Annotated in this window: 14 protein-coding genes and 1 pseudogene; 9 read left to right on the top strand and 6 right to left on the bottom strand. The window is 65.0% G+C overall.

All coding sequences use genetic code 11. The features are described 5' to 3' along the window. Positions 1–100: 100 nt before the first annotated feature. From CSC74_RS05680 to ftsY, 4 genes are read right to left on the bottom strand one after another with little or no spacing between them, the layout of a single operon-like run. Entirely contained in the window at positions 101–370 is a 270-nt protein-coding gene (locus CSC74_RS05680) for an oxidative damage protection protein (protein WP_162313405.1), read from the bottom strand. A 10-nt stretch (positions 371–380) separates the two neighbouring features. Further along, positions 381–1,439: an A/G-specific adenine glycosylase gene (gene mutY, locus CSC74_RS05675; protein ID WP_162313404.1), complete on the bottom strand. Its 1,059-nt coding sequence runs from the start codon at positions 1,437–1,439 to the stop codon at positions 381–383. Beyond that, positions 1,436–2,686 carry an AsmA family protein gene (locus CSC74_RS05670; RefSeq protein WP_162313403.1) on the bottom strand — a complete coding sequence of 417 codons (1,251 nt, stop codon included), beginning with the start codon at positions 2,684–2,686 and terminating at the stop codon, positions 1,436–1,438. The genes mutY and CSC74_RS05670 overlap by 4 nt, the downstream gene beginning before the upstream one ends. 21 nt (positions 2,687–2,707) lie before the next feature. Continuing rightward, positions 2,708–3,892: a signal recognition particle-docking protein FtsY gene (gene ftsY, locus CSC74_RS05665; RefSeq protein ID WP_162313402.1), complete on the bottom strand. Its 1,185-nt coding sequence runs from the start codon at positions 3,890–3,892 to the stop codon at positions 2,708–2,710. Between the two features lie 70 nt (positions 3,893–3,962). On the opposite strand from ftsY, the gene rsmD reads away from it, so the two are divergent. The 8 genes and pseudogenes from rsmD to CSC74_RS05625 all read left to right on the top strand — a co-directional run. Continuing rightward, complete coding sequence (gene rsmD / locus CSC74_RS05660) at positions 3,963–4,601, top strand: 16S rRNA (guanine(966)-N(2))-methyltransferase RsmD (RefSeq protein WP_246192950.1); 639 nt, start codon at positions 3,963–3,965, stop codon at positions 4,599–4,601. After that, the gene (gene coaD / locus CSC74_RS05655) at positions 4,598–5,104 is read left to right on the top strand and encodes a pantetheine-phosphate adenylyltransferase (protein WP_162313401.1); all 507 of its coding nucleotides are present in this window, start codon (positions 4,598–4,600) and stop codon (positions 5,102–5,104) included. The genes rsmD and coaD overlap by 4 nt, the downstream gene beginning before the upstream one ends. Positions 5,105–5,151: 47 nt before the next feature. After that, on the top strand, positions 5,152–5,640 hold the full coding sequence (locus CSC74_RS05650) for a hypothetical protein (protein ID WP_162313400.1): 489 nt from the start codon (positions 5,152–5,154) through the stop codon (positions 5,638–5,640). 334 nt (positions 5,641–5,974) lie between these two features. Continuing rightward, positions 5,975–6,226 (top strand): YfhL family 4Fe-4S dicluster ferredoxin, encoded by a 252-nt coding sequence (locus CSC74_RS05645; protein WP_162313399.1) that lies wholly within the window; start codon positions 5,975–5,977, stop codon positions 6,224–6,226. Between the two features lie 37 nt (positions 6,227–6,263). Beyond that, positions 6,264–7,973, top strand: coding sequence for a gamma-glutamyltransferase (ggt, locus tag CSC74_RS05640; RefSeq protein WP_425501434.1), 1,710 nt, complete (start codon positions 6,264–6,266; stop codon positions 7,971–7,973). 99 nt (positions 7,974–8,072) lie between these two features. Continuing rightward, positions 8,073–8,654, top strand: a complete 582-nt coding sequence (locus CSC74_RS05635; protein WP_162313397.1) for a hypothetical protein — start codon at positions 8,073–8,075, stop codon at positions 8,652–8,654. 96 nt (positions 8,655–8,750) lie between these two features. Further along, complete coding sequence (locus tag CSC74_RS05630; protein ID WP_162313396.1) at positions 8,751–9,641, top strand: MBL fold metallo-hydrolase; 891 nt, start codon at positions 8,751–8,753, stop codon at positions 9,639–9,641. A 237-nt stretch (positions 9,642–9,878) separates the two neighbouring features. Then, positions 9,879–10,292, top strand: a pseudogene (locus CSC74_RS05625) (REP-associated tyrosine transposase); the annotation flags it as partial. Positions 10,293–10,351: 59 nt separating this feature from the next. Here CSC74_RS05625 and upp read toward each other — a convergent pair. Beyond that, entirely contained in the window at positions 10,352–10,984 is a 633-nt protein-coding gene (gene upp, locus CSC74_RS05620; RefSeq protein ID WP_162313394.1) for a uracil phosphoribosyltransferase, read from the bottom strand. Positions 10,985–11,189: 205 nt separating this feature from the next. Further along, the gene (locus CSC74_RS05615; RefSeq protein WP_162313393.1) at positions 11,190–13,559 is read right to left on the bottom strand and encodes a TonB-dependent receptor plug domain-containing protein; all 2,370 of its coding nucleotides are present in this window, start codon (positions 13,557–13,559) and stop codon (positions 11,190–11,192) included. Positions 13,560–13,810: 251 nt separating this feature from the next. Between CSC74_RS05615 and CSC74_RS05610 the strand changes: the two genes are divergently transcribed. After that, positions 13,811–14,443 carry an inorganic diphosphatase gene (locus CSC74_RS05610; RefSeq protein WP_162313392.1) on the top strand — a complete coding sequence of 211 codons (633 nt, stop codon included), beginning with the start codon at positions 13,811–13,813 and terminating at the stop codon, positions 14,441–14,443. Positions 14,444–14,471 lie beyond the last annotated feature (28 nt).

The raw sequence follows: 14,471 nt of genomic DNA, 5'->3' as shown, positions 1-14,471 counted from the left end.
CGATGTCCAAATTGGGTCTACGTAGAGCCGAGCTTGCTCGGCTGCCTTTGATCCTGTGCGCAGAGCAGCCGAGCAAGCTCGGCTCTACAAGCCATGTGCGTCACTGTTCCGGGACGAAACCCGCGGGTTTTTCTGCACCACTGCCGAACAGGAATTTCTCCAGTTCCTCTTCCAGGAACTTGCGGTGCTTGGGATCGCGCGGCGACAGCCGGTTCTCGTTGATCAACATGGTCTGGTGCGCCAGCCATGCGGCCCAGGCCGGCTTGCCGATGTGCGCGTAGATGCGCTGGCCCAGCTCGCCGGGATAGGGGACGAAATCCAGGCCTTCGGCTTCGCCTTTTTCGTATTCGCAGAAGATGGTTCTTGGCATGGCGGTCCTTTCAGCGCGGCGCTTGTTCGCCGAGCAGCTTGCGGATGGGCGCGGGCAATCCGAGCGAGACCAGGTCCGCACGCGCCACCCAGCGCAGGTCGTCATTGTCGCGTACCACGTCGCGTGCGGCGAGGGCCTGCCAGCGTAGCGGATGCATGCGCAGGCGGTAGTGGGTGAATACATGCGGGATTTCCGCCAGGGCTTCGGCGTGGTCGTAGTCGCCGCGCAGGTGCACCGAAAACCACTCGCGGGCCTGCTCGTGGCTTTCCGCCTCGGGCAGCGACCAGAGCGAAGCCCAGATGCCGGTCGGTGGCCGTCGTTGCAGCAGCACTTCGCCGGCTGCGTTTTCCGCCAGCAGGACCAGCGCGCTGCGTTCGGGTAGCGGCTTGCCAGGACGCGAGGTGGGTAGTTCTTCCACGCGTCCGTCACGCAGGGCCGCGCAATCGTCCTGCAGCACGCACAACATGCAGGCGGGATTCTGTCGCGTGCACAAGGTCGCGCCGAAATCCATCTGCGCTTGGGTGTAGTCGGCCATGCGCGCATCGGGCAGGTGCGCCTGCGCCAATGCCCACAGTTCCTTCTCGACCGCGGGCGAATTCGGCCAGCCGCCGATGCCGTGGTAGCGGGTGAGTACGCGCTTGACGTTGCCGTCGAGGATCGCGGAGCGATCGCCCCAGGCCTGCGCCAGGATCGCGCCGGCGGTGCTGCGGCCGATGCCGGGCAGGGCGACCAGCGCATCGTGGTCGCGTGGCAGGTCGCCGCCATGCAGTTCCATGCACAAGCGCGCGGTGGCATGCAGGTTACGGGCGCGGGCGTAATAGCCAAGCCCCGACCATTGCGCCAGAACTTCGTCGAGCGACGCCCTGGCGAGATCGGCAAGCGTCGGGAATGCCGAGACGAAGCGATCGAAGTACGGCATCACCGTCTTCACCTGGGTCTGCTGCAGCATGATTTCCGCCAGCCACACCCGGTAGGGCGTGCGCGGATGCTGCCACGGCAGGTCGTGGCGGCCTGAATGATCGAACCAGTCCAGCAGGCGCGATGCGAAGGTGTCGGGCGGATTGTTCATTGGGCAGGTGCGGTCGTGGGCATCGACGGGTCTTCGAGTCGCACTTCCACGCCTTCCAGCGTCGCCCCGGAAATTTCCAGCTTCGGCGTCTTCAAGGTGCCTGCGATCGGAGGCAGGGGCGAGCCTTGTGTGGAAGCATCGATCCATTCCATCACCTCGAACAGATGGAAACGTACGTCGAACACGGTGTCGTCGCGTTGCAGCTTCAGGGCTGCGATACCGGACAGATCGCCGGGTCCGCCATAGGCCAGCACGAACGGCAGCGGCGAGGTCGAATGTCCCAGCGGTGCAGGCAATGCCGGCCATGCGGCGGGCCAGTCGGCGAGCGAACCGTCCAGGTCGATTCGCATGTCGTCGTACAACGAGAAGGCACCGCCGGCGTCCAGCGTGGGCATCGTTTCCTGGCCACGCAGCGCCAGACCTGCGGGCCGCAGGCTCAGTCCGCTGTCGCCGAACTGGAGCGGTCCCGCGATAGCCACGGCGAACGGCAGTGAAGTGTTGCCGGAAACATAACGCGACTTCGCCGCCAGCACCGCGCCCTGCAAGCCCAGGCCGCTCTCCATGTTCAGTTTTGCGGACAAGGTGATTCGCGAAGGCAATCGCCATTGCGCGCTTTCCAGTGCGATCTGTCCGGCAATACCAACGCCGGCACCGGATGCGGGTTTGGTCAGAGTCGCATGTACATCGATGGGTGCGGTCAGGCCATTGCCGTCGTAACGGCCACGCAAATGCGCTCTCAACGGTTTTGCGGGCGCCAGCGACTTCAGCTCCGCATCGAGATTGTCGATTTTCCAGCCTTCGCCGATCACCTGCCCGCGAACGATGCCGATGCCGCTGGCGAGTGTCGGGATGGGAGTCGTGCTTGGCGGTCGCTTGGATTGCCAGGCCTGGAAGGCGGCCATATCCAGCACCGGCGCATCCAGTTCCAAACGGTTGGCGATCAGGTCGCGGCCACGAGCGCGCAAGGTCGACCACGGCACCGAAATGAAGACGCGTTCGGCGGTCAACACGGCCGTCTTCGCCCCCGGTTCGCGCGCGATGACGTTGCGGGCGACCAGTTGCGGCGTTCCACGCAGCCGATATTCGCCGATGCCGCTGGCGGTGATTTCAAGACCCAGCGATTTTCCCGCCAGGTTGAGCGCAGTGGGCACCAGATAGCCGGGATCGAGCAGCCAACGCAACGCCACCACGCCGGCCAGTATCGCCGCCGCGATCACCAGCAGTGCGATCTTGCGGCGCCGGGTCATGTCAGCGCTGCCCGTGGTCGCTCACGCGCCCAGTGATTCCGGCAGCAGTGCATCGACGAAGGCTTCTGCATCGAATACCCGCAGGTCCTCGGAACGTTCGCCTATGCCCGCATAGCGGATCGGGATGCCGAACTCGCGCGCGAGGGCAAAGACCACGCCGCCCTTGGCGGTGCCGTCCAGCTTGGTCACCACCAGGCCGGTGACGCCGACCGCGGCATGGAACTGGCGCAATTGCGAAAGCGCGTTCTGCCCCGTGGTGCCGTCGATGACCATCAATACTTCGTGCGGCGCGGTGGGGTCGAGCTTGCCGAGTACACGGCGGATCTTGCCCAGTTCGGCCATCAATCCCTGTTGCGTGTGCAGGCGTCCGGCGGTGTCGGCGATCAGCACTTCGATGCCGCGCGCCTTGGCCGCCTGCAGCGCATCGAAGGCCACCGAGGCCGCATCCGCATCCTGGCCCTGGGCGATCACCGGCACGCCGTTGCGATCGCCCCAGGTCTGCAGTTGCGCGACCGCGGCGGCACGGAAAGTGTCGCCGGCGGCCAGCATCAGGCTGTGGCCCTGTTCCTTGAAACGGCGCGCGAGCTTGCCGATGGTGGTGGTCTTGCCCACGCCGTTGACACCGACCGTGAGCACGACGAAGGGCTTGGCGGAGGCGTCGATCCGCAGCGGCATTGCGACCGCGGCCAACATCGCGATCAATTCGGCGCGCAAGGCCTTGAGCAAGGCGTTGGCATCGGCGAATTCGCGCGCCTTCATGCGCTTGCGCAGGTCTTCGATCAATGCCGTGGTCGCGGGTACGCCGACATCGGCGGTCAGCAGGGCGGTCTCGATTTCGTCCAGCAGGTCGTCGTCGAGCTTGGGGTTGCGCGAAAACAACCCACCCAAGCCACGGGCGAAACCACTACCGCGCAGGCGTTCGCGCCAGCCGGGTTTGCCGGGAGTCGCAGGCGCTGGCGAGTTGTCGACGACTGCGGAGGCCGGAACGGGAATGACCGGGTCGGCGACCTGCACGGGTACCGAAGCTGCGGCCGCGTCGCTTTCCCCGGTCACGGGAGCGATTTGTCCTGAGTCGGGTTCCTCCTGCCGGGCTGGTTCGGGGAACGCAGCCGCCAGCTCCTCGACGCTGAAACGGCGTGTGGAGTCGGTATCGGGCGGGGTTCCAGGGCCGGTGGGAGGCTTCTTGCGGCGGAAAAAACTGACCATTGCTCGGGGATATCGGAGAATGCGCACATGCTAGCACCGGCACCCGGCAGGCCCCGATGAACATGCCCCGATGAAACCCGCCCCTATGAATCTCGCCGCCCGAACCGAGCACGGCAAGGTCCGCATCATCGGCGGCCGCTGGCGCGGTACGCGCCTGCCGGTGCCGGCCAGCCCCGGCTTGCGCCCCAGCGGCGATCGCGTACGCGAGACCCTGTTCAACTGGTTGATGCCGGTACTTGCGGGCGCGCGGGTGGTGGACGTATTCGCCGGCACCGGCGCCTTGGGCCTGGAGGCGGTATCCCGCGGCGCGGCGCATGCGGTGCTGGTGGAGCGCGACGCGGCGCTGGCCCGGTCCCTGAGTGAAACGGTTGCGCGATTATCGGCGCAGGAGTTGGTCGAAGTCGCGCACGGCGATGCGCTGGCCTGGCTGGGACGGCAGGCACCGGCCAGTTTCGATGTGGCATTCGTCGATCCGCCTTTCGATGCGGACCTGTGGCAGCCGACCCTGGCCGCGCTGCTGCCGAAGCTGGCGCAAAGCGCATGGCTGTACGTGGAGTCTCCGCCCGGACAGGCGCCCACGCTGCCGGTGGAGTGGGCCTTGCACCGCGAAGGACACACCCGCGAGGTGCGCTACGCCCTGTACCGCGCGCCCGGGCTGCGCAGCGCTGATACACTGAACGGCAACATTTCCGTGGTGGTCCCTGAATGAGTGTGGCGCGTACCCGTATCGCGGTTTATCCCGGCACGTTCGACCCCATCACCAATGGTCATATCGACCTGATAGACCGTGCCGCGCCGCTGTTCGAGCGGCTTATCATCGGCGTCGCCGAAAGCCCGGGCAAGGGTCCGGCGCTGCCGCTCGAATTGCGCGTGCGGCTGGCGCGCGAAGCCGTCGCCCATCATCCGCACATCGAAGTGCGCGGCTTCAATTCGCTGCTGGCGCATTTCGTCGGCGAAGTCGGCGGCGGCGTGCTGCTGCGCGGCCTGCGCGCGGTGTCCGATTTCGAATACGAGTTCCAGCTGGCCAGCATGAACCGCCACCTGATCCCGGAAGTGGAAACGCTGTTCCTGACCCCGGCCGAGCAGTACGGATTCATCTCATCGTCGCTGGTGCGCGAAATCTCGCGCCTTGGCGGCGATATTTCCGGTTTCGTGCCGCAGGCCGTGGCCGCCGCGCTGCAGGAACAATGGCGGTCCAAAACCGCGCCATGACCCACGCAACATCATTCATCGCAAGACTCAACGGAGGGGAAAACACCATGAAGATCGCTACCCGTTTACTGCTGGTCGCCTGCCTCGTACTGCCATTCGCAGCCTGCAAGAAGCAGGAAGCCGCCGCACCCGCGCAAGCCGCGGCGCTGAGCGCCCCGGCCACGGCCGATGACGCCGCATGGAAGGCCTACCTGCAGGATGTGGTCGGCCGCAACATGGGCGACATCACCAACAACCCGTTCGTCTATTACCTGACCGGGCAAGACAATCCCAAGTTCGAATCCGACTACAAAGGCCAACAGGATCAAGTCAGCAATGCACTGGCGCGCGGCATCGTCGGCGGCAACCTGATCGCATTCGGCTCGCCGGAGTCGGCCAAGATGGCCGACATCATCATCGCCGGTTTCAAGCCCGTACCGCCGGACACCATGAAGAAGGTCAAGATCCTCTTCATCGGCCAGGCAGCGGACAACGAGCGGGTCAAGGCCGCAGTGACTCCCTCGGGAGCAGACTACGTCTTCGTCGAAGCCAAGTGACGCTTCCGCGCGTGGCCGCAGCGCGGCCATGCCTTTGCGGAAGCGTCATCCCCGCGCAGGCGGGGATCCAGCGACTTTGCTGTTGGGCTTAGCGCGTGGCCGCAGCGCGGCCATGCCTTTGCGGAAGCGTCATCCCCGCGCAGGCGGGGATCCAGCGACTTTGCTGCTGGGCGTAGCGCGTGGCCGCAGCGCGGCCATGCCTTTGCGGAAGCGTCATCCCGCGCAGGCGGGGCTTTTGTGGGAGGGGCGTAAGCCCCGATAGCGACATGGCCGAGAGCATCGGGGCTTACGCCCCTCCCACATTGGCTCCATTGCTGCTTTCGCAGGCATTGAAATGTCGCTGAAGATCAACGAACTCTGCGTCAACTGCGACGTCTGCGAGCCGGCCTGCCCCAACCAGGCCATCACCATGGGCGAGACCATCTACGTCATCGATCCGGCGCGCTGCACCGAATGCGTCGGCCATTTCGACGAACCGCAATGCGTGGTCGTCTGCCCGGTGGAGTGCATCGACCCCGATCCGGCGTATCCTGAAAGCGAGGAGGACCTGCTGGCGAAGCTGCGGCGGCTCCAGCAAACCGCTTAGGACAGGAGTGAACGTGAGACTTCGCAGTATTTTCGCCATCGCATTGGCGTTGTGTTCCCTCTCCCCCGCATTCGCTGCGGATTCCACACAGGCCGGCAAGGCGACCCACCCGCCGGGCGCCGCCATCGCCAGCGGCCATGCCCTGGCCACCGATGCCGGTTTCGAGATCATCCGCGCCGGCGGCAATGCCTTCGATGCGGCGGTCGCGGTGTCGTCGACGCTGTCGGTGGTGGAGCCGATCAGCTCCGGACTGGGTGGCGGCGGTTTCTTCCTGCTGCATGACGCGAAGACCGGCAAGGATGTTTTCCTCGACGCGCGCGAATACGCGCCGGCTTCGGCCACGCCGGACCAATACCTGGACAAGGACGGCAAGCTCGATCCGGAGCGCTCGCAGAACGGCCCGTGGTCGGCGGGCATCCCCGGTCTGCCGGCGGCGCTGGTCGAACTGGCGCAGAAGCACGGTCGCCTGCCGTTGGCTGCATCGTTGGCGCCGGCGATCCGCATCGCCCATGAAGGCTTCCCGGTCTATGCGCGCATGGCCGGCGGCTACCAGCAACGCCGTGAGGTGATGCGCCGCTATCCCGGTACGCGCGAAGTCTACGAGCGTGGCGGGAAGCCGATCGCGGAAGGCGACACCTTCAGGCAGCCGGAGCTGGCGCATACGCTGGAGTTGCTGGCGGAGAAGGGTTTCGATGGCTTCTATCGCGGCGAGACGGCGAAGAAGCTGCTCGCCGGGGTCAGGCAGGCCGGCGGCCGCTGGACCGCCGACGAACTGTCCGCCTACCGGGTCAAGCAACGCACGCCGATCAGTTTCGACTTCCGCGGCTGGAAGGTCACCACCGCACCGCCGCCTTCGTCCGGCGGCATCGCCCTGGCCGAGATGCTGCAGATCCTCGAACCCTACGACCTGCAGAAACTCGATGAAGCGCATCGCGTGCACCTGGTCGTGGAGTCGATGCGCCGCGCCTATCGCGACCGCACCTTCTTCCTCGGCGACCCGGATTTCACCGACATCCCGCAGGACGTGTTGACCAATCGCGACTATGCGCAAGGCCTGCGCGCGACCATCCATCCGGACAGGGCCACGCCCAGCGCACTGCTTTCGGGCAAACCGACGCCACTGGAGGACGAGGAAACCACCCACTTTTCGATCATCGACGCCGAGGGCAACCGGGTCGGCGGCACCCAGACGGTCAACCTGCTGTATGGCTCGGGCCTGATCCCGAAGGGCACCGGCGTGCTGCTCAACGACGAGATGGACGATTTCGCGTTGAAGCCCGGCACTCCGAACGCCTTCGGCGTGATGGGCTATGAAGCCAACGCGCCGAAGCCGGGCAAGCGCATGCTCAGTTCGATGACGCCGACCTTCATGGAATCGGCCGACAAGGTCGCCGTGCTGGGTACGCCCGGTGGCAGTCGCATCATCACCATGGTCCTGCTGGGCATGCTTGGCTACGACGCCGGCCTGGGTGCGCAGGAGGTCGCGGCGCTGCCGCGCTACCACCATCAATGGCTACCGGACCTGATCCAGGCGGAAAGCGGCGCGTTCGCCCCGGGAACGACGCAGGCGCTGCGGGCGATGGGCCACGAATTGCAGGGCGGCGATGAAGCCGGGCTCGGTTCCAGCCACCGTTGGGGCAACCTGCAGACGGTGGAATGGGACAAGCGCACGGACACGCTGTCGACGGGCAGCGATCCGCGCAATCCGGTCGGCGCGGGCAAGGTGGAGCTGGCTCCGGTTCCCTGAGTACGTTCCCCGAGCGGCGATGCGTGCGCAGGAGTGCCCAGAAGGGCAGGGAACAGCGATAAAATCCATGCCTATCCACTCCTGCGACAGGATTCCCGCGTGGCGGACAACGAGAAAAAGCCGGTCATCAGCCATCTGCCCGCCATCCTTACCGGCAGCGCGGCCCTGCTTGCCGCGCTGACCACGGTTTACATCAACATCCGCAACGACCTGAAGGGCGATGTTCCGGTGCCGGCCGCGGTCGTCGCCGAAGCGAAGCCTGCCGAAGCGAAGCTCGAACAGCCCGCGCTGCCGCAACAACTCCGCCTGCAACTGCAGCGGGTCGCCGTGCAGCAGGATGGCGCGGTCGGCAATGCCGACTGGCGCTTCGCCATCGAGGCCGATGGGCAGCCGTTGTTCGCTTTCGAGCAGGAGTCGATGACTTCCGAGGGTGGACGCAACATCGTGGTGGTGGACGAAAACCGCGGCGCCCGCGCTACGCTCGAACTGATGCCGGGCAAGCGCATCCCGGTGACGATCAAGGGCTGGCGCAGTGGCTGGTTCAAGAAGTCCGATCCGGTGGTGCTGGGCGAGGGCGTCCTCGCGGGCCCGGGGCCCTTGGCGCCGATCGTGGTCAAGGCCGCCGATGAGGGCAAGGGCGCTTTCACCTTCTACTTCTCGGCGGCTCCCGAAGGCCGATGAAGCGCGTAGGAGCGACGTGAGTCGCGATGGCCTTGTTGTGGGGAATTCAGTCGCGACTCACGTCGCTCCTACGTACGCCAAGGGTACAATCGCGGCATGAAGCTCTGGTCCCTGCTCGGCAATTCGCAGAAACTCGATGGCGGCGCGATGTTCGGCAACGCGCCGCGCGCGATGTGGGAAAAGTGGTCGCCGCCGGATGATGAGAACCGCATCGCGCTGGCTTGCCGCGCGTTGCTGGCCAGTCCGCTCGGTGGCAAGACGGTGCTGTTCGAGACCGGTATCGGCGCGTTCTTCGAACCGAAACTGCGCGAACGCTATGGCGTGCAGGAAGCGCAGCATGTGCTGCTGGATTCGTTGCGCGCCGCCGGCTTCGAACACCAGGACATCGATGTAGTGGTCCTCAGCCACCTGCATTTCGACCATGCCGGCGGGTTGTTGGCGCCATGGGCGGAGGGCAGGGCGCCCGAACTGCTGTTCCCGAACGCCACTTATTTGGTCGGTGCGCAGCACTGGCAGCGCGCGATCAACCCGCATCCGCGCGACCGCGCCAGTTTCATCCCGGAACTGCCGGGGCTGCTGCAGGCCAGCGGCCGGCTGGAGATCGTCGAAGGCGAACATTCGCGGGTATTGGGCGAGACCGTGCGTTTCAGCTACAGCGATGGGCATACGCCCGGACTGATGCTGGCTGAAATCATCGGGCCCGAAAAAATTGATGGCGAACCGCACGGTGGCGTGGTGTTCTGCGCCGACCTGATCCCGGGGCGTTCCTGGGTGCATGTGCCGATCACCATGGGCTACGACCGGAACGCGGAGTTGCTGATCGACGAGAAGCGCGCGTTCCTGGAAGACAAGCTGGCGCGCAACGTGCATCTGTTCTTCACCCACGACACCGAATGCGCGCTGGCGCAGGTGACGCGCGACGAGAAGGGGAAGTTCGGCACCGCGCATGAAGTGGCGGAGTTGCTGGCGCGGCCGTTGGCGGCGTAATGCCCTCCTTGTCGTAGAGCGGAGCTCGCTCCGCTGCTCCGGACAGTACGCGTCGTAGAGCGGAGCTTGCTCCGCTGCTCCGGGTAGTGTGCAGCCGAGCAAGCTCGGCTCTACGGGGTGGTTTCCGACAGGCCCTGGTGGCAAATTCTGATTCCTGGGCAGGTAATGCATCGGTAAGATCCCGGTCATGTCCAGTCCACGTCTTCTCCATGGCCGCAACCCCGCAGCGGCGCATTCTACGTGGTCACCACGGTTGCGTTGAATCGGAAACCCCTGTTCGCAAAGCATATCTGCGCATGCGCCGTGGTCGATGAACTGATGCGGGCCGAGACAGAAGGATGGGTACGCAACCTGACGTGGGTGGTGATGCCTGACCACCTGCACTGGCTGTTCGAGTTGAGAAGGGACGATCTGAGTAGATGCGTGCAGGCGTTCAAGTCACGCTCGGCGCGCGCGATCAATTCTGCAGGCGGTACGTCCGGTCCGATCTGGCAGGCCGGGTTCCATGATCATTGCCTGCGCGGAGACAAGGATCTTGCCGGCCAGGCGCGCTATATCGCCACCAATCCGCTGCGCAGCCGCCTTGTCGAGGCCCTGGCGGATTATCCCTACTGGCACTGCCCGTGGATAAACACCGAAGCCGACCTGTAGAGCGGAGCTTGCTCCGCTGCTTCGGGTGGTGCGCAGCCGAGCAAGCTCGGCTCTACGCGTCAGCCGACCCGGGTGCCGAAGATCCTGTCCCCCGCATCGCCCAGCCCCGGCAGGATGTAGCCACGCTCGTTGAGGCGTTCGTCGATGGCGGCGGTGTAGACCTCGACATCCGGATGCACTGCTTCCAGCGCGGCGAGGCCTTCGGGTGCCGCGACCAGGAAGATGCCCTTGATGCGCTTGCAACCAGCGCGCTTGAGCATGTCGATGGTGGCGATCAAGGTGCCGCCGGTGGCCAGCATCGGATCGAGGATCAGCGCGTCGCGTTCGTCGAGCCGGCCGGTGAGCCGCTCGAAGTAGGGCACGGGCTGCAGGGTCTCCTCGTTGCGCTGCAAACCGACCACGCTGACGCGTGCGGTCGGGATCAGCGCCAGCACCCCCGGCAGCATGCCCAGGCCCGCGCGCAGGATCGGCACCAGCGTGATCTTGGCGCCGGCGATCTTTTGCACCTGCACGTCGCCGGCCCAGCCGGCCATGGTTTCGGGTTCGGTTTCCAGGTCCGCGGTGGCCTCGTAGCCCAGCAGGGTACCGAGCTCGGTCACTAGTTCGCGGAAATCCTTGGTATTGAGCTTCGCCTCGCGCAGCAGGCCGATCTTGTGCTGGACCAGCGGGTGGCGGACTTCGACGATCTTCATGGCGGCCTGCGGTGGAGTGGGGTGCCGGAAGTCTGCATCAAACCACGCCATGATTGTAGGAGCGGCTTCAGCCGCGACCGCCCTTCAATGGCGCTGCGCGGCCGGTTTCGCGGGCATGCTGGGGATCTGATCGCGGCTGAAGCCGCTCCTACAAAGAAGAAGCCGGCTTGCGCCGGCTTCTTCTTTGTAACGGGACGAATCGCGATCAGAACGCCCAGCGCATGACCAGCTGGTAGCTCGGGCCGGCTTCTTCGGATTCGAGTTCGTACTCGTCGTAATCGCGGGCGATCTGGTCGGCCTGGGTGTTGAACTTGTCGAAGAATTCGTCCTTCGAGGCATCCAGCAGGTTGTTCGCGCTCAGGCGCACCGAGAAGTTGTCGCCGAAGCGTTTTTCGACGAAGACGTCCAGTTCGTCGCCATAGCGGACGATGGCTTCCTCGCCCAGCAGGCGGGCATAGGCATCGCCCTGTTTGCGATAGGTCATGCCGAAGCTGGCGGCCAGCGATGGCAGGTCCTGGATGAAGCCGATGTTGAAGGTGCTCTTGGCCTGGTCGTTGAAACGACGTTCGCCCATGAAATCGTCGACCTTGGAATCGACCCACGAGTAGTTCAGGAATACGCCGGTGTTGTCCAGGCCGAACGCCGACAGCGGGGTCGACAAGTCGAACTCGAAACCGTAGGCCTTGCCGTCGCCGACGTTGGCCGAGGTGTACAGCCAGCTCTCCGCCGGTTCCTGCGCAATGGCATCGGCCAGGTCGACGGCGTCGCCGTCCTCGATCATTTCTTCCCAGGTGTCCTGCATCTCCTCGCTGGGCTCGCCGGTATTGACGATTTCGATCAGGTTCCTGATGTCGCGGTAGAAGAAGTTGAGGCCGACCACGCCCTTCTTGCCGAGGCGGTGTTCGAAGCCGATGTCGAGGCCGTTGGCGGTTTCCGGATCCAGTTCCGGGTTGCCGATGTAGTCGTTGTCGCCGAATTCGCCGTCCAGCAGTGCCGGGATCAGTTCGTTGAAGTTCGGGCGCTTGATGGTCTTGGCCAGCGACAGGTTGATGCGGTCGGCTTCGCTCACGTCCCAGCGCAGGTTCACCGATGGCAGCAGCTCGTTGTAGTCCTTGCTGACCCGACCTGCGCTTTCCTCGTCTTCCAGGTAGTCGATCTCGGACTTGGTGGTCTCATAGCGCAGGCCGGCTTCCCATGAGAACGACTCGCCCTTGCTGCTGAGCATGATGTACGGGTCCAGGCGCTTTTCCTCGATCACCGAGGCCACGCTGCCATCCAGCTCGTAATCCGCCAGGGAGTTCGGGGTTTCATCTTCCTCCTCGGCTTCCCACTCGTAGCGGATGAGCAGGCCTTCACGCTTCTTGGTGCGGTAGTCCACGCCGAATTCCAGTTCGGCGCTGCCAACCGGACGCGCGTGGGACAACCTGAAGCCGGTTTCGGAGTCCTTGGCGGAAACGGATTCGGCCTCGTAGGCGGTTTCGTCCCATTCCGCGTCGGCAGGGATGCTCCAGCTGTCGTCCCAGTTGCCTGCACCGCTTATGTAAACGTGTTCGCCCTCGGTGGTGGCCTGCGAGTTCTCGAAACGGGCGTGGTCCGCGCTCAGCGTGGTGGTGCCGCCGGCCATGTCGAACTTGTACTCGGCGCTGATGCCGTAGTTCTTCTGGTCGTACGGGTCCAGGCCCGGCACGCGCGCGTTGATCGTTTCGTCGTCGTCCAGTTCCTCTTCGAACGACACTTCGCTGACGTCGCGGTCGGTCTTGACGTAGAAGCCGTCGATGCTGAAGCGGCCGGTCTCGCCGACGTCGGCGGTGTAGCTGAGGTTGGCCGAATAGTCGCGGCCGTCCTTCACTTCGGTCTGGTCTTCCCAGCTGACCTTCTCTTCTAGCGTGTTGTCGGTGAAGCGGTCGGAACGCTTGAACTTGGCGCGGTAGCGATCCTGCACGTTGAAGCCGGCCAGCAGGCGGCCACCGAGCGCTTCGAACGAGGTCACCGCACCGAAGGTCGGGTTCACTTCGCCGTCGTCCCAGCGGTTCACGCCGACGCGGATGTAGCTGCCGGTGAATTCGTAGGCGTCGCGCAGCACGATGTCGATCGCACCGGCCATGGCGTCGCCGCTGCGGTTGGCGCTGGCGCTGCGCTTGATTTCGATATGGTCGACCATTTCCGCCGGGATGCGGTCGACGTAGAACGAGCGGTCGTCGCCGGCGCCTGGCACCTTCTTGCCGTTGATCAGCACCTGGGTGTAGCCACCGCCGAGGCCGCGCAGCTGCGCGCCGTCGTATTCCATGATGTCCGAACCGACGAAGCCCACGCCCGGCACGCGCTTGAGCATGTCGCCGACGGTGTTGGGTTCGAAGCGCTGGAAGTATTCCAGGTCGTAAACCAGCGTCGGCGCGATGTCGTCGGTGCGGTCGCGATAGGCGATCTCGCCCTGGACCACGATGGTGTCAAGCTGCCTGGCGTCGCCGGCGCCGCCGGGAGCCTGTACTTCGGCCTGGGCCATGGCCGGCAGTGATCCGAACACCAGGCAGGCCAATGCACGCGACATGCTGGTCGCCAGTATCTTCTTCTTCATCGCAACGTTTCCCCGTGGAATATCAATCCCCACGTTCTACGGGAGCGTTGTGGCGGAAATATGACGTCGGGCGCTATTGATGCAGAACAATTGCAGTTTGATTGCCGGTTCGCGCAATCGCGGAAGAACCGGCAACCAGCGGCAACGCGCCGATGGCCGCGTCACATGGATGACACATGGATTTCATGTCGCGGCCGTAGAAAGGCTTCGCGATCCTCTGCGATCGATCGCGCCTTGTCCCTGGAGAATCCATGAAACCTGCATCGCGTCGTCCAGCGGCGTTGTTCGCGCTGTCGCTGCTTCCGGCATTCGCATTCGCCTGGTCGGTGCATGGTGGCGAACGCATCCTCCATCCTTTCCTGGCTGCGCAACCGCAGAGCGCGCCACAGGAGACGGTGCTGGCGGTCGAGATACCCGCCGGCAGCTTCACCAAGTACGAGATCAACGAAGACGGCCTGGTCTTCGTCGACCGCTTCCAGTCGATGCCGGTGGCTTATCCGGCCAACTATGGCTCGATGCCGCGCACCCTGGCCGGCGACGGCGATCCGCTGGACGCGCTGGTGCTGACGCGCGAGCCATTGCATCCGGGCGTGCTGATCGGATTCCGCCCGATCGGCGTGCTGCGGATGACCGACGATGGGGAAGGCGACGAGAAGATCATCGGCGTGCCCACCGACAAGATCGATCCGACCTACGCCGGGATCCGCGACCTGGGCGATCTGCCGCTGATCGAGCGGCAACGCATCGAGGCGTTCTTCCGCGTCTACAAGGACCTGCCGGCGGGTCGCAATCCGGTGAAGCTGGATGGGTTCGGCGATGCGGCCGAGGCGCGTGCGCTGATCCGGCGGTCGCTGCAGCGATTCGAGCAGAAGCGCGCCTTGTAGGAGCGGGCCTTGCTCGCGATGCTTTGAG

It is taken from the genome of Pseudoxanthomonas yeongjuensis, from assembly GCF_010093345.1.
GTDB classification, from domain to species: Bacteria; Pseudomonadota; Gammaproteobacteria; order Xanthomonadales; family Xanthomonadaceae; genus Pseudoxanthomonas_A; species Pseudoxanthomonas_A yeongjuensis.
This window is presented reverse-complemented; position numbering and strand designations above follow the sequence as displayed.

Coding starts and splice junctions, on each gene's coding strand:
- CSC74_RS05680 (WP_162313405.1), bottom strand. CDS start 370: ATGCCAAGAACCATCTTCTGCGAATACGAAAAAGGCGAAGCCGAAGGC.
- mutY (WP_162313404.1), bottom strand. CDS start 1,439: ATGAACAATCCGCCCGACACCTTCGCATCGCGCCTGCTGGACTGGTTC.
- CSC74_RS05670 (WP_162313403.1), bottom strand. CDS start 2,686: ATGACCCGGCGCCGCAAGATCGCACTGCTGGTGATCGCGGCGGCGATA.
- ftsY (WP_162313402.1), bottom strand. CDS start 3,892: ATGGTCAGTTTTTTCCGCCGCAAGAAGCCTCCCACCGGCCCTGGAACC.
- rsmD (WP_246192950.1), top strand. CDS start 3,963: ATGAAACCCGCCCCTATGAATCTCGCCGCCCGAACCGAGCACGGCAAG.
- coaD (WP_162313401.1), top strand. CDS start 4,598: ATGAGTGTGGCGCGTACCCGTATCGCGGTTTATCCCGGCACGTTCGAC.
- CSC74_RS05650 (WP_162313400.1), top strand. CDS start 5,152: ATGAAGATCGCTACCCGTTTACTGCTGGTCGCCTGCCTCGTACTGCCA.
- CSC74_RS05645 (WP_162313399.1), top strand. CDS start 5,975: ATGTCGCTGAAGATCAACGAACTCTGCGTCAACTGCGACGTCTGCGAG.
- CSC74_RS05630 (WP_162313396.1), top strand. CDS start 8,751: ATGAAGCTCTGGTCCCTGCTCGGCAATTCGCAGAAACTCGATGGCGGC.
- upp (WP_162313394.1), bottom strand. CDS start 10,984: ATGAAGATCGTCGAAGTCCGCCACCCGCTGGTCCAGCACAAGATCGGC.
- CSC74_RS05615 (WP_162313393.1), bottom strand. CDS start 13,559: ATGAAGAAGAAGATACTGGCGACCAGCATGTCGCGTGCATTGGCCTGC.
- CSC74_RS05610 (WP_162313392.1), top strand. CDS start 13,811: ATGAAACCTGCATCGCGTCGTCCAGCGGCGTTGTTCGCGCTGTCGCTG.